This is a genomic window from Kitasatospora sp. NPDC089797 (assembly GCF_040684795.1).
Taxonomy (GTDB): Bacteria; Actinomycetota; Actinomycetes; order Streptomycetales; family Streptomycetaceae; genus Kitasatospora.
The window spans coordinates 187,966-201,638 of the sequence record NZ_JBFBGS010000005.1 but is presented as its reverse complement, the minus strand read 5'-3'; the positions used below and the strand labels follow the sequence as shown (position 1 = coordinate 201,638).

Annotated in this window: 11 protein-coding genes; 3 read left to right on the top strand and 8 right to left on the bottom strand. The window is 75.8% G+C overall.

Going from position 1 to position 13,673, the window contains the following annotated elements; translation table 11 throughout:
* Positions 1-47: 47 nt before the first annotated feature.
* The 3 genes from AB0O91_RS06510 to AB0O91_RS06500 all read right to left on the bottom strand — a co-directional run bounded on the left by AB0O91_RS06510 (position 48) and on the right by AB0O91_RS06500 (position 5,825).
* Positions 48-4,322, bottom strand: a complete 4,275-nt coding sequence (locus tag AB0O91_RS06510; protein ID WP_363428521.1) for an AMP-binding protein — start codon at positions 4,320-4,322, stop codon at positions 48-50.
* Positions 4,319-4,894: a DUF6309 family protein gene (locus AB0O91_RS06505; RefSeq protein ID WP_363428519.1), complete on the bottom strand. Its 576-nt coding sequence runs from the start codon at positions 4,892-4,894 to the stop codon at positions 4,319-4,321. The genes AB0O91_RS06510 and AB0O91_RS06505 overlap by 4 nt, the downstream gene beginning before the upstream one ends.
* Positions 4,895-5,024: 130 nt before the next feature.
* Positions 5,025-5,825 carry a phytanoyl-CoA dioxygenase family protein gene (locus AB0O91_RS06500; RefSeq protein WP_363428517.1) on the bottom strand — a complete coding sequence of 267 codons (801 nt, stop codon included), beginning with the start codon at positions 5,823-5,825 and terminating at the stop codon, positions 5,025-5,027.
* Between the two features lie 355 nt (positions 5,826-6,180).
* Between AB0O91_RS06500 and AB0O91_RS06495 the strand changes: the two genes are divergently transcribed.
* The 3 genes from AB0O91_RS06495 (at position 6,181) to AB0O91_RS06485 (ending at position 8,051) form a co-directional block, all read left to right on the top strand.
* Positions 6,181-6,852: a TetR family transcriptional regulator gene (locus tag AB0O91_RS06495; RefSeq protein WP_363428515.1), complete on the top strand. Its 672-nt coding sequence runs from the start codon at positions 6,181-6,183 to the stop codon at positions 6,850-6,852.
* 108 nt (positions 6,853-6,960) lie between these two features.
* On the top strand, positions 6,961-7,155 hold the full coding sequence (locus tag AB0O91_RS06490; RefSeq protein WP_363428513.1) for a DUF1918 domain-containing protein: 195 nt from the start codon (positions 6,961-6,963) through the stop codon (positions 7,153-7,155).
* A 41-nt stretch (positions 7,156-7,196) separates the two neighbouring features.
* The gene (locus tag AB0O91_RS06485; RefSeq protein ID WP_363428511.1) at positions 7,197-8,051 is read left to right on the top strand and encodes a DedA family protein; all 855 of its coding nucleotides are present in this window, start codon (positions 7,197-7,199) and stop codon (positions 8,049-8,051) included.
* A 27-nt stretch (positions 8,052-8,078) separates the two neighbouring features.
* Here AB0O91_RS06485 and AB0O91_RS06480 read toward each other — a convergent pair whose 3' ends face one another.
* The 5 genes from AB0O91_RS06480 to AB0O91_RS06460 all read right to left on the bottom strand — a co-directional run bounded on the left by AB0O91_RS06480 (position 8,079) and on the right by AB0O91_RS06460 (position 13,599).
* Positions 8,079-9,332, bottom strand: coding sequence for an MFS transporter (locus AB0O91_RS06480; protein WP_363428595.1), 1,254 nt, complete (start codon positions 9,330-9,332; stop codon positions 8,079-8,081).
* A 5-nt stretch (positions 9,333-9,337) separates the two neighbouring features.
* Positions 9,338-9,898: a GNAT family N-acetyltransferase gene (locus AB0O91_RS06475; RefSeq protein WP_363428509.1), complete on the bottom strand. Its 561-nt coding sequence runs from the start codon at positions 9,896-9,898 to the stop codon at positions 9,338-9,340.
* Complete coding sequence (locus AB0O91_RS06470; RefSeq protein WP_363428593.1) at positions 9,895-11,112, bottom strand: type III PLP-dependent enzyme; 1,218 nt, start codon at positions 11,110-11,112, stop codon at positions 9,895-9,897. The genes AB0O91_RS06475 and AB0O91_RS06470 overlap by 4 nt, the downstream gene beginning before the upstream one ends.
* A gap of 115 nt (positions 11,113-11,227) precedes the next feature.
* Entirely contained in the window at positions 11,228-12,541 is a 1,314-nt protein-coding gene (locus AB0O91_RS06465; RefSeq protein WP_363428507.1) for a DUF6271 family protein, read from the bottom strand.
* Positions 12,523-13,599, bottom strand: coding sequence for a phytanoyl-CoA dioxygenase family protein (locus AB0O91_RS06460; RefSeq protein ID WP_363428505.1), 1,077 nt, complete (start codon positions 13,597-13,599; stop codon positions 12,523-12,525). The genes AB0O91_RS06465 and AB0O91_RS06460 overlap by 19 nt, the downstream gene beginning before the upstream one ends.
* Positions 13,600-13,673: the final 74 nt, after the last annotated feature.

The following is a 13,673-nucleotide window of genomic DNA, read 5'->3' as shown; positions in this document are numbered from 1 at the left end:
TCGTTCAGGACTTGCTCGGGCCCGTTCGGGCCGCTCGGGGTGGCAGGTCAGCGGCTCCGCAGGTCGGCGGACCGGCGGGCCGGCAGGTAGCCCGCCTCGGCGGCCCAGCCGAGCGCGGCCGACCACCACTGCGGGGTCGGCGCGCCGAAGCGCACCCCCAGCCGGTCCAGCACGGAGGCGGTGTACCCGCTGTCCACCCGGATGTTGCGCTCCTCCTGCTGGGACCAGGCGGCGGCCAGCCGGGCGGCCGTCGGGTGCCGCCGTTCGGCACGGGCGAGCGCGACCGCGAAGGCCGGCTCGTCGACGAGCCGGACGGGGTACCCCGACGCGCCCAGCCAGCGCACGAGTTCGTCGTGCGGGGTCTGGTACGGGGTCTCCACGTGATAGGTGCCGGGCGCGGTGTGCGGGGCGAGGGCGATCGCGGCGATCCCGGCGGCCACCGTGTCCACGTGCGAGAACGCGAAGGCGGTGCCGGGCCGGCCGGGGGCGGCGCCGGCCAGCAGGTAGCCGCGGACCAGCTGGTAGATCCGGTTGTCGCCGACGTTGGCCTGGAACGCCCCGGTGCGGCTGTGCGCGGCTATGTGGCCGCTGCGGTAGAGGTAGGCGGCGTGCCCGGCGGCGCCCCAGGCCCGGACGGCCTGCTCCGCCCGGTACTTGGTGCGCTCGTACGGGGTGCGGAAGTGCTGGCCGATCCACAGGTCGGCCTCGCTGAACCGGCGCGGCGGGCCGTCCACCCCGCCGGCGACGGCCAGCGTGGAGACGTGGTGCAGGCGGGCCTCCGGGGTGTGCTCGTCGATCCAGCCGAGCAGCCGGCGCACCGCCGTGTGGTTGGCGCGCTCCAGGTCGTCGGGGGCCGCGACCAGCCGGACGTCGGCCGCCGCGTGCACCACGATCCGGGCCTCCCGGGCCCGTTCCAGGCCGGCCGGGGAGAGACCGAGACCGTCCCGCTCCAGGTCCCCGGCGACCACCCGGGCCCGCTCACCGGCCAGCCGCCGGACCGCCTCGGCGTCGTCGGCGGCCCGCACCAGGCAGGTGACCACCGCACCGCGCCGCCGGAAGGCGTCCAGCAGGTGCCGCCCGAGGTAGCCGGTGGCGCCGGTGAGCAGCACCCGGGCGGGTTCGCGGACGGCCGCCCGGGCGGTGGGCGGCACCCGGGCGTGCAGCAGCTGCCCGGAGGTGGACAGCGGCAGCCGGACGGGCTGCTCGGCGGTGGGCCCGGCGAGTGCCGTGGCGACCCCGCCGAGGATCCGCCGGGCGGCCTGGTGGGGCACCGCGGGCCAGCCGTAGACCAGGTCGGCGACCAGGCGCTGCTCCACCACCCGTGCGGTGAGCCGCAGTCGATACAGCGGATCGCCGCCGGCGCAGCGCGCCACCCCGGCCTGTTCGTCCGCGACGGTCCAGTCCAGCGCGGGTTCCTCGGGCAGGCGGAAGGTGCCGAGGAAGTTGAACCCGACGGTCGGCCGCGGGCCGGGGGCGTCCATCGGCCGGACGGGCGTTCCGCGCAGCCGCCGCGCCGTCTCCGACGGGCCCGTCGGGCCTGCGGCCGGGTCGGGTCCGCCGTGGCGCAGGTGCTTGACGGCGGTGAACCAGCCGACGGTGTCCAGGAATTCGTCCGGGTCGCCGTCGCCGACCGTGTCCCGGCCGTGGGTCTCGACCTCCACCGTGAGCCCGGGCCGGCCCTCCCAGCGGGCGACGGCGCCGGCGAAGGCGTCGAGCAGGACGGCCTCCAGGCCGGCCCCGCCGCCGTGGCGCGCGACCAGCCGGGCGGTCGCCGGTGCGTCGAGGGTCCAGCTGAGCGCGGCCGGCCCGGCGGGCGGCGCGGGCTCCTCGGCGGACAGCACCGGAGCCGGCGGGGCGGCCGCGGCCCACTGGTAGAAGTCGGGGGTGGGCGGCAGGTCGGCCGGCTTGTGGTCGAGCAGCGCGCGGTAGGCCCGGGCGAGGTCGTCGAGCAGGATCCGCCAGGAGAGGCCGTCGACCACCAGGTGGTGGGCGATCAGCGCGAGCCGCTGGTCGGTGCCGGGCGGGCCGGTGAACAGGTGGGCGCGCAGCAGCCGTCCGGCCTCCGGGTCGAGGCTGCGGTGGAGTTCGGTGCAGACGCCGGCGACGGTGTCGGCGATCTCGGCCGCCGCGCGCGGGATGCGGGAGTGGGAGACCGGATCGAGGTCGGCGACCGGCCGGGGTTCGCCGTACCCGTCCGGTGAGAGCGGGCGGCGCAGCGCCGGGTGGCGTTCGAGGACGGCGGCGACCGCCGCCGCGAGCGCCGCCGGGTCGACGGTGCGGCGGCAGCGCAGCAGTACGGACTGGTTCCAGTGCCGGGGTTCGTCGACCGCGTGCTGCCGGTACAACCAGCGCTGGGCGGGGGCGAGTCGGCGCCCGCCGTGATCGCCGCGCGGGGCCGGGACGGCGGCCGCGGCGGCGGGCCGGACGGGCACCGCCACTGCGGCCAGGCCGGCTGGCGTCGGGTGCCGGTAGAAGTCCTCGTGGCCGACCCGCAGCCCGGACCGCCGCAGCAGGGCGATGGTGCGCATGGCGAGGATGGAGTCGCCGCCGAGGCCGATCACGTCCGCGTGGGCGCCGACGGCGGGCAGTCCGAGCGCGCCGGCCCAGAAGCGGGCGATCTCCCCGGCCAGCCCCGCCCCCACCGATCCGCCCGGGTCCGGCCCCGGACCCGGACCCGACCTGCCCGCACCCGACCCGCCCGCGCCCGGATCGACCGCGCCCGGGTCACCGGGGAGCGCCCCGGCCCGTTCCCGCACCAGTCGGGCCACCAGTTCGCCCAGCCGCGACCGGTCCAGCTTCCCGTTCGGCCCGACCGGGAACTCCGGCAGCACCAGGATCGGCCGCGGCACCGAGTAGCCGGGCAGCCGGTCCCGCAGGTGGGCGTCCAGGCCTGCCACCTCGGCACCGGCCAACAGGCGGACGGCGCCGAGGAGTTGCCCGCCGACCGCGGTCTCCCGCAGCAGCGCCGCGGAGCCCGCGACGCCGGGGTAGCCGTCCATGGCCCGTTCCACCTCGGCCAGGTCGACCCGGTAGCCCCGGACCTTGACCTGACGGTCCACCCGGCCGAGGAAGACCAGGTTCCCGTCGGCCCGCCGACGGCACAGGTCGCCGGTGCGGTACATCACCCGGCCGTCCCGCCGGACGAACCCGCGGGCGGTCTCGTCCGGCCGTCCGTAGTACCCGGCGGTGACGCCCCGCCCGCCGATCAGCAACTCTCCCGGGGCATCGGCGGCAGCCGTCCGCCCGGCGCCGTCCAGTACGGTCAGCAGCACCTCGCCGATGCCGCTGCCGATCGGTACGGTCGGTTCCCCGTCCGGCAGTTGGTGGGCGGCGGTGGCCAGGAAGCAGGTCGCGCCGACGGTGGTCTCGGTCGGTCCGTAGTGGTTGACCAGCCGTTCGGCGACGCCGTCGTCGAGCAGGGCGGCGGCCAGCGGGCGCGGCAGGGCCTCGCCGCCGAGCAGCAGGGTGCGCAGCCGCGGGGTGTCGGCCGGGCGGTCCTCCAGCAGGGCGGCCAGGTGCGAGGGGGTGGTCTTCAGGGTGTCGACCCCGGCGCGGCGCAGCGCGGCCCAGAACGCCGCCGGGTCGCGCACCTCGCGGTCGGGCACGACGTGCACCGAGCCGCCGGTGGCCAGCGCGAGCAGCCAGGCGGTGTGGCCGAGGTCGGCGGCGAGCGTGGTGACGTGGGCGAGCCGGGGTGCGTCGGCCTCGGTCAGCCCGAGCCGGTCGGCCAGGGCGTACGCGTAGTGCACGGCGTTGGCGTGGGTGACGGTGACCGCCTTGGGTTCGCCGCTGGAGCCGGAGGTGAAGGACAGGTACGCCGGGTCGGCGCCGACCGGGCGGTCGGCCGCCCGGGCCGGGGGCGCCCCGGCGGGCCCGGCCAGGACGTCCACCACCTCGACGCCCACCCCGTCCGCCCCGCCTGCCCCGTCCGCCCCGCCGACGCCGACCCAGCCGGCCGGGCGCTCGGTGGCGAGCACCCGCCCCACCCGGACGGCCGCCAGCCGGCGGGCCAGGTCGGCCGCGGTCCACTCGGGATCGGTCAGCACGGCGGCCGCGCCGGAGCGCAGCACCCCGTGCAGCAGCACCAGCATCCGGGCGTCCCGGGGCCCGAGCAGGGCGACCCGGTCGCCGCGCCCGGTGCCGCCGGCCGCCAGCCGGGCGGCGATCCGCCCGGCGGCCGCGTCCAGGGTGCGGTGGTCGAGGGTGCGGACGCCGTCGCTGACGGCGGGCCGGTCGGGGTGGAGGCGGGCGAGACGGGAGAGCAGCCCGCTGAGCGAGCCGGTGGCGGGGGTCGGCCGGGCGTGCCGCGTCGCGGAGGTCACGCGGGCTCCTCCCCCGTCCGCGGCGTCCTCGCCCGGGCGGGCCGGGGCGGCACCTCCGGGTCACCGGCCAGGTACCCGTCCAGCTCGATGCCCCCGGCCAGCCGTCCGGCCAGCCCCCAGGCCACCATGCGGTGCAGGCCGTCGAGGTGGATCAGCCCCGGCGCGAGCACCAGCCCGGCGTAGTCGGGGTGGTCGACCGGGGCGGTGCTGAGGAAGAGCGGGGTGAAGGGCGCCCGGCGCAGCAGCCGCAGCTTCGCCGAGCAGACCGGGTTGGCCGCCGTCCAGTCGGCGCCGCCGGAGCGGACGCGTTCGGCCGCCCGGGCGACGGTCAGCCCGGTCCGCGGGACGAGCTCCCGCTCGCCGCCCTCGCTGAGGTGCCAGGGCAGGACGACGCCGAGGACGTCGGCCGGGGTCAGCCGGATCCGCCACCAGCCGCCGGGGAGCGTGTCGGCGCGTTCCAGGTTCTCCTCGCCGTACAGGTTGGTGTTGGCCTCGTGGGCCCGCTCCACCGGGTGGTCCCGCAGGTAGGCCTCGTGGACCTCGGAGTAGGCGACGGCGGTGACGATCTCCACGCAGTGCTCCTCTGGCGGTTCGGACGACTCGGACAACTCGGACGGCCGGGGCGGCCCGGGCGCGGACGGCCCGGGCCCTGGCGGCGCGGCAGGCTCCGCCGGCCCGGACGGCCCGGGCACCCCGCCCGGCTCAGACGGTTCCGGTGTACTCGGTGAAGTGCTGCTCGGCGAACAGGTCGGGCCACTGGCCGTCGGCGAGGTCCAGTTCGCGGGCCCGGGCGAGCATCTGCCGCCAGTGCGGCTTCACCGGGCGCCAGCGCGCGCCGACCTGGCAGTAGGACGCGTCGATGAAGTAACGCGGCCGGCCCGGCCCGTCGGGCGCCGGTCTGCGGGTGTGGAAGAGCGCCGAGTTGAGCAGCACGGTGGTGCCGGGCGGCAGCCGGTCGATGACCACCTCGCCGGGCAGTTCCGCGGTGCCGTGGTGGGCGTAGGCGTCCTTGTCGACGGAGCGGCGGTGCGAGCCGGGCAGCACGGCCAGGCTGCCGACCCGCTCGTCCAGGCCGCCGAGGTAGTGCAGCGCGTGGACCATCAGCAGCGAGGGGTCGGAGCCGTCGTTGGGCTCGCAGTCGTGGTGCCAGGGCTTGCCGGGGACGCCCGGCGGCTGGCGGTCGCTGTGCAGGTGGTGGAAGACGAAGGACGGGCCGATCAGCCCGGTCAGCGCCCGCAGCAGCGGCGGGTGGGTGAGCAGTTCGCCATGGGCGGGGAGTTCCAGCTCCAGCACCGGGGGCGGCCCGTGCCGGGCCGGGTCGGTGCAGGCGGCGATCGACCGGGCCCGCAGGCCCTCGTCGACCCAGCGGTCCACCTCGCGGGCGAGCCGTTCGCGCAGCGCTTCGGGCAGCAGCCCGGGCAGGACCAGGTAGCCGGCTTCCAGGAACCGGCGGCGGCGGTGCTCGGCGGTGCGGGCCTCACGCCCGGTGGGGTACGGGGTCACCGATCCGGCCCCCTCCTTCCGTTCGACGGGACGCACAGCGGGACGTGGTTCGCTCGGGGAGGCGCATGGGCGGGTCCAGACCTCGGGTGGCGGCGGGTGTCGCCCGTCGTCGCCACGGACTGCCGGAGTCGCGGTCACCACGAAGAGGAGCGTGATGATCACGCAAGGTGATCCGCCCCAGGAGTATGAACCGGCCATCGCGTCCACGACAAGACCAAAGCCAACCCGTGGCCACCTTCCCGCCACCGTGCCGTTCAGCTCCGGCCACCACTTGATTCGCGCCCCAACCGAAACTCCGGCGCTCCCCCGCCCCGATGATTCGCCGTCGGAACAGCGGATGCGGCAGAGTTGCCGCATGAGCGTCGACGCGCGAAGTCTGCGGCACAGCCCCGGCCCGGCCCGGCGGCGGCCGGTCCAGCAGCGCAGCCAGGAGCGGTACGGCCGGATCCTGGACGCCTGCGCCGAGCTGCTGGACGAGGCCGGGGCGACGGCACTCACCACCAAGGAGGTCGCCCAGCGCGCCCAGGTGCCGATCGGCACCCTGTACCAGTTCTTCGCGGGCAAGGAGGACCTGCTGGCCGCGCTCGCGACCCGCAACCTCGACCACTACCTCCAGCGCCTGGACGCCCGGCTGGCCCGCTCGGCGCCGGTCGGCCCGGCCGGGTTCACCGACCTCGCGGTGGAGGAGTTCGTCGCGATGAAGCGCGCGGTGCCCGGTTTCGGCCAGGTGGACTTCGGGCTGGCCGGCCCGGTGGTGCCGTCCGGGGTGCGCGACGGGACGCACCTGCTGGACGCGGGCGTGGACAACAACCACGCCGTGGCCCTGCGCTTGCAGGCGCTCGGCGGCGAGCTGTTCGAGGCGGGCGACCCGGCGGCCACCACGCTGGCCCTGCGGGTCGCCCTGGAGGCGGCCGACGCGATCCTCAAGCTGGCCTTCCGGGGGGACCCGCAGGGCGATCCGGCCCTGATCACCGAGTGCAAACGGCTGGTGCGCGGTTACCTCGCGCAACAACTGCCCACCGGCTGACGCCCGGCCCGGGAGCCCCGCGCGCCCCGGCCGTCCGAGGCGTTGCGCGCCCGCCGTGCCCGCAGCAGAGTGGATAGCGGAACGTCCGCACGACGCGAGGAGCAGACCATGCACGCAGCGGTAGGCGACCGGCTCCACATCCACAGCAGGTCGGTGGGCATGGTGGACCAGAAGGGCGAGATCGTCGAGGTGCGCGGTACGGACGGCCAACCACCGTACGTGGTCCGCTTCGAGGACGGCCACGAGGGCCTGGTCTACCCCGGCCCCGACTGCAACGTCGAGCCCGGACTGGCGGAACGCTGACCCACGCCCCCGCCGCCCCGCGGTCGGGGCGGTGAGGAGCGGTGTCCGCCGCCACGACCCCGCTGCCCGGGGCGCTCGCCGGGCTCGCGCCACTGCTGGACCACTACGGGTACCTCGCGGTGGCGCTGCTCGTGCTGCTGGACAACTGCGGCATCCCGGTACCGGGGCAGACCATCCTGATCCTCGCCGCGGTGTACGCCGGCAGCGGGCACCTCGACCTCGCCGCCGTCCTGGCGATCGCGGCCACCGCCGCGACGCTCGGCAACGCCCTCGGCTACCTGGTCGGCCGCACCGGCGGGCGCGCTTTCGTGCACCGCTGGGGCCGCTACGTGCTGCTCACCCCGGCCCGGCTGGAACGCGCGGACGGCTTCTTCGCCCGGCAGGGCGGCAAGGTGGTCACCGTCGCCCGCTTCGTCGACGGGCTGCGCCAGTACAACGGCGTCATCGCCGGGACCACCGACATGCCGTGGCGGCGGTTCGCGGTGTTCAACCTGCTCGGCGCCCTGCTGTGGACGGCGGTCTGGGGCACCTTCGGGTACGTCGCCGGGGCCAACATCGGGACGGTGTACCGGACGGCGATCCGCTACCAGCTGTGGTTCGCGGTCGGGCTCGGGCTGCTGGTCGCGGCGTTCCTACTGCGGCAGGTGCTGCGCTACCGGCGCCGCCGCCGCGCGGACGGCGGCGGCGCGAACGGCGGCGGGCCGGGCGGTGGTTCGACCGACGGCCCGGACGGGTCGGACGGCGCCCCGGCCGGCGCCCCGGACGGGGGAGCGAACGACGGCCCGGAGCAGGCCGGTCAGCGCAGCGGGAACACCTGCGGAACGAGCTCGCCCGGCTCGCCGCCACGGGGAGGACGGACGGGCCGGGCGAGGACTGGAGGGGCGGCCGGGGGCTGACGGGCCGGGCGGGGACCGAAGCGGCGGTCAGCCCGTCTCGGCGACGAGCCGGGGCTCGGCCGTCCGGGCCTGCGGCCAGCTGATCCGGGCGGCGCAGAGCGAGACGACGGCGGCGGAGGCGGCCACCGCGGCCATGCCCCACACCAGGCTGGTCCCACCGGCGATGAAGCCGATCACGGCGGGGCCGGCCAGCAGGCCGGTGGTGCCCATCGCGGCGACCAGGGAGAGCGCGTCGGAGCCCTGCCGGGCGGCCGCGACGTAGACGCAGGGGGTGACGGCAGCGACGCCGAGGCCGACGCAGGCGAAGCCGAGCAGGGTCGGCACCACCCCGCCGACCAGCAGCGCGACGGCCAGGCCGAGGCCGGCCAGCAGGCTGCCGGTGCGGACGATCCGGCCGTCACCGAAGCGGGTGCGCCAGCCGTCGGCGAAGATCCGGGCGCACACCATCATCACCGAGACGACGGCGATGCCCATCGGGGCGACTCCGGCGCCGGCGTGGACCACGTCCTTGAGGTAGAGCGCCGACCAGTCGTTCATGGCACCCTCGGTGACGGTGCCGAAGACCATCGCCAGTCCCATCCAGAGGGTGGCCGCGACCGGCAGCGCGAAGCGGCGGCGCCCCTTCCGCCCCGTCCCGTCCGACTCGGCGGCGTTCTCTGTCTCCGGACCGGTCCCCGTCTCCGGGCCGGCCGCCGCCTCGGCGGTCTCCGCCGGGCCGTCGGCGAGCAGGCCGGGCCGGGCGGCCAGCACCAGCACCGCGAGCAGCAGCGCGGCCAGCCCGAAGTGCACGGCGAGCGAGCCGGTGAAGGCGTTGACGCCGGAGGCCAGCAGGGCGGCCAGCAGCGAGCCCGCGCTGAAGGTGGCGTGCAGCCTGGACATCGTGGTGCGCTCGAACCGGGCCTCCAGTGCGGCGCCCTGGGCGTTCATCGCCACGTTCAGGCAGCCGACCGCGACGCCGTCGCAGAACAGCACCAGGAGGGTGACCGGGTAGTTCGGCACCACCGACAGGGCGACCAGGATCACGCCCAGGGCGAGCGCGGACAGCACCGAGAGCAGGCGGGAGCCGAACCGCCGCATCAGCACCGCGACCAGCGGGAAGGACACCGCCGCGCCGATCCCGCAGGTCATCAGCAGCAGGCCGATCTGGGCCTCGCCGAGGTCCAGCCGGGCCTTGAGCGCGGGCACCCGGGAGACCCAGGTCGCGTACTGGAACCCGAGGGCGAAGAACAGTGCGCCGATGGCCAGTTGGGACCGGCGGAACGGGTCGCGGGAGGGGGACATGTGCATCAGCCCACTTCGGCTCTGGGTGCGGACCCGGGGGTCGGCTCCGCGGGGTTCGGGGCGCGGTCCAGCGGCTTGGCCATGTAGACGGCCTCGGCGCCGTAGCTCGCGGGCAGCCCGATCTCGGGCCGGGCGCGGTAGCCCAGTTGCGACCACAGCACCTGCGAGCCGCGCACGGCGACCAGCGAGAGGGTCCGGTGGCCGGCCGCCCGGCCGACCTCCTCCAGGTGCCGCATCAGCCGGGGGGCCAGCCCCCGGCCGCGCGCCCGTTCGGCGATCACCAGGTCGTGGGCGTGCAGGTTGCTCTGCGCACGGCCGTCGGCCGCGCCCTCCTCGGCCGCGCTCAGGTCCGGGCAGCGGAACAGCGGGTACGGCAGGGCGAGCAGGTAGCCGGCGAAGCCGTCCGCGTCCTCCAGCACGAAGCAGGTGGACGGCGAGGCGCGGTGCCGGGAGCGCAGCGCCGCCCCGCCCTCGGACAGCCCGCTGGCGGCGTAGGCGCGGTCCTCGGCCGCGATCACCGCCGGCCAGTCCGCCTCGCGGAGCAGCCGGATCCGGATGTCGGTCATCCTCGTTCCCCCTCGGGACGGCCGCCGACGACGGTGTACGGCAGCGGTGCGAAGCCGTTGAACCCCCGGGTGGCGTAGGCGGTGGAGTACGCCCCGCAGGAGTGGATCCACACCGGGTCGCCGGAGGCGAGCGCGTGCGGGACCCGCACCGCGCCGTCCTCCTGGGCGAACGCGTCGTCGCTGTCGCAGGTCGGGCCGGCCACCACGGCGTTGACGAACTGGCCGCCGGGGTGGGTGGGGAACTCCAGCCGGTACTGCAACTGGTCCATCTCGTACAGGCCGTTGAACTTTCCGCAGCTCAGGTAGAGCCAGTCCTCCCGGGTGCCGTCGAGCCGGTGGCGGGAGGTGAGCCGGGCGACGTGGGCGCGGATCGCGCCGTGGTCGGCGACCAGGTGACGGCCGGGCTCCAGCAGGAACTCCAGCGGGGCGGCGTTGACCGCGCGCAGCCGCTCCATGCCCTCGCGGATCACCGCGAACATCTTGTCCAGCGGCGGCTCCAGCGGTCGGCCGTGCCGGTCGAGCACGCCCAGGGCGGGCAGTCCGCCGCCGAGGTTGACCCGCTCCGGCACGATGCCGCGCCAGTTGAGCGCCTCCAGCACGGCGGCCAGGGTGTCGATCGCGGCGCCCCAGGCCTCGGCGGTCATCTGCTGGGAGCCGACGTGCACGGACAGCCCGGAGGGCGTCAGCCCGGCGGTGCGGGCGGCGTCGAGCACCCGCAGGGCGTCCTCGGGCGAGCAGCCGAACTTGTGGCTCAGGCCCCACAGGGCGCCGTCGCCGGTGGTCGCGATCCGGCAGAACACCCGTGAGCCGGGGGCGTGTTCGGCGATCGCGGCGACGTCCTCCAGGCTGTCGGTGGCGAAGTCGCGCACGCCCAGCCGGTAGGCCTCGGCGATGTGCCGGTCGGACTTGATGGTGTTGCCGTAGTGGATCAGCTCGGGCGGCACGCCGGTGCGCAGCGCCTGGGCGATCTCCTGCGGGCCGGCCGCGTCGAAGCCGGAGCCGAGCCGGGCGAGGTGGTCGAGCACCTCGTCGACCGGGCAGGCCTTCATCGCGAACCGGACGGCGATGCCCGGCAGTTCGGCGCGCAGGGCGGCGTACTGGCGGCCGATGCCGTCGAGGTCGTAGACGACGGTGTCCTCGGTGGCGGCGGCGAGCGCGGCGCGCAGGGCGCCGTGGTCGTGCTGGTCGGGGCGGGGCGCGGCGTCCGCGTGCACGGTGGCGGACGCGGTCGGGGCGCGGTGGCCGGCCTGTCGGGCGCCGTTGCGGCACCGGTCGGCGGTCGGCCGTGGATCGGTGGTCTGACGTATCACGGATGAACTCCCGGTGCGGCTACCGTGGCAGCCGGTCGGCGGGGGTGGCTTTGCTCGCCCGCACCAGCGGGCCCCACGCGTCGATCAGCAGGGCGAAGTCCTCGATGTCCGCCTGCGCCTCGTCGAGCAGGCGCGCCCGTCGGGGCGCCAGGTGGTCGGCGAACTCGGCGTACTGCCCGCCGAGTCGCCGGTAGCAGCGGTCGATCTCGGCGAGCCGCCGGTGGTTCTCGGCGCGGTCCGTCGCGGCGCTGCGGCGGGCCGAGTCGGCGACCGCTCCGGGGCGGACGCGGTGCTGCTCGTCGAGCAGGGCTCCGCCGGCCCGCTCCAGGTCGGCGTAGACGGGGTGGAGGTAGAGCATGGAGAGCAGGAACTTGGCGTAGCGCTCGTGGTAGGCGGTGAAGCCCGCGCCGACGCGCCGTTCCGGGGTGTAGTAGTTGACGATGTGCCGGTTGTGGGTGACGCCGGGCAGGGTGGCGTCGTGCACGAGGTGGTGCAGGAAGTAGTCGCTGCCGATGGTGGCGGTGGCGGGCGGCAACGGGACGCGCTCGTAGACCTCGTGGTCGAGGGCGATGTTGCACATGTCGATCCGCCAGATGTCGGGCCGGTCGAGCACGGCGCGGTCCGCGCCGAAGGGCTCGGTGCCGCCGCCGGTGAAGGAGTCGGCGACGAGTTCCCGCCGCTCCTCCTCGGTGGCGTCGCTGGGCGCCCAGAGGGCGACCAGGTCGTGGTAGACCTCGGGGTCGAGCGCGCGGATCCCGCCGAGGTCGACGGAGAGTTCGCCGATGAAGGAGGCGCCGACCAGGGCCACCGGCTTGTCGGCGTGCGCCGGGTCGAGGGTGTACTCGGTGACGGCGGCGGCCGCGTCGGCGGCCTTGAGGCCGATGGTGGCGAGTTCGTGGTCGATCGGGAACACCGGTGCGCCGTCGTGCCACTGGTAGCGGCTGTCGGAGTCGCGGCGGTGCACCGAGGTGCAGCCGAGGGCGGCGGCCAGCAGGAACGCCCGGTTGGTGCAGGCGCCGTAGGAGACGGCGTCGGGGAGCATCAGGTCGAGCAGCCGGTCCCCGCCGGGGAGGCCGGAGCGCTCGATCGCCGCGCGCAGGAAGGCCCGTTGGGCCTCCTCGTCGAGGTGGTGGACGAGCACGCCGTCGGCGGCCGGCAGTGCGGCGAGGGCGGCGGCGTGCCGGGCCCGGGCGGCCGGGTCGGCGGAGTCCAGCACCAGCAGGTGCACCTGGACGCCGAACTCCCGTGCGGCGTGGGCGGCTTCGGCGCCGATCGCGGGGATGGTGTCCGCGCACTCGCGGTTGGTGGGCAGGGTCAGGCAGACGGCGCGCATGACCGCTCCTCCGCGGGCTGCTCGAAGGTGCGGCCGGTCCAGGACTTCAGGCCGAGCAACTTCTCGCCGAGTTCGGTCAGTTCGGCCGGTCCGTAGCGCAGCGCCTCGGGCCGGTCGGCGTCCCCGACCAGGGTGCGGTTCCAGTCCGGGGTGGCGAGGGTGCGCCAGGACTCGACCCGGGAGCGGCGCAGCGGCTCGGCCTCCTCCAGGGCGGGCATCATGGACAGGTACTGGACCGAGCGCACACCGCCCTCGGAGGTGTTGGGGGCGACCCCGTGGGCCAGCAGGCCGTTCCAGATCAGCAGGTCGCCGGCCTTCAACTCGGGCCGCACCACGGGGTACTCGTCGCGGTCGACGGCCGGGCGGATCGGGTCGCGGTCGGCGGGCTGGGCCGCCTGCCAGGTGTTGTAGCGGCGGAACAGCTCGGGGTCGCACTGGAAGCCGCCGTGGTCGGGGGCGGTGTCGTTGAGCGCGATGATGCCCTGGACGCGCTGGGGCAGCATGCCCTGGGTGGTGTCGACGTCCCAGTGCAGCTCGATGTCGAAGCCCTCGTCGGTGGGCTCGATCAGAGCGCGGTCGCGGTTGCGCACGTTCGGCGGGTTGAGGTTGAGCCGGTCGAGGGTGACCCAGAGCTCCTCGCAGTCCCAGACGTCCACGAAGGCGTCGTAGACCCGCTGCGCCTGCCGGCTGTCCCAGATGAGCTGGTGGTGGTAGGCCTCGACGAAGCCGTAGATGTGCAGGTGCCGGTCGAGTTCGTCGCGGTAGTCGCGCTCGCGGTACCAGTCCTCCGGGCGGTCGGGCGACAGGCCCTGGAACTCCCAGGCGAAGTCGAGCAGCCGCTGGGCGGCCGCGGCCGGGATCGCCTCCCGCACCACGACGTAGCCGTAGGTCTGCCAGTGGGCGAAGTCCGCCTCGGAGAGCACCCGCAGCGGGTGCTTCTTGCGCACCTCGCGCAGGGCGGTGCGGGCGAGGTAGCTCTCGGTGTCGGCACTGAAGTAGGGGCGCGCGGAGGCGGCCCGGTACAGATATTCCTCGGGGGCTTCGGCAGGGCTCGACATGGGCGGTCACTCCGTGGTTCGTGGTCGATGCAGCGCTTCCTCGGGCGCCCGGCGTGGGCACGGCGAGCCGGTGG

Coding starts and splice junctions, on each gene's coding strand:
- AB0O91_RS06495 (WP_363428515.1), top strand. CDS start 6,181: ATGAGCGTCGACGCGCGAAGTCTGCGGCACAGCCCCGGCCCGGCCCGG.
- AB0O91_RS06490 (WP_363428513.1), top strand. CDS start 6,961: ATGCACGCAGCGGTAGGCGACCGGCTCCACATCCACAGCAGGTCGGTG.
- AB0O91_RS06480 (WP_363428595.1), bottom strand. CDS start 9,332: ATGTCCCCCTCCCGCGACCCGTTCCGCCGGTCCCAACTGGCCATCGGC.
- AB0O91_RS06475 (WP_363428509.1), bottom strand. CDS start 9,898: ATGACCGACATCCGGATCCGGCTGCTCCGCGAGGCGGACTGGCCGGCG.
- AB0O91_RS06465 (WP_363428507.1), bottom strand. CDS start 12,541: ATGCGCGCCGTCTGCCTGACCCTGCCCACCAACCGCGAGTGCGCGGAC.
- AB0O91_RS06460 (WP_363428505.1), bottom strand. CDS start 13,599: ATGTCGAGCCCTGCCGAAGCCCCCGAGGAATATCTGTACCGGGCCGCC.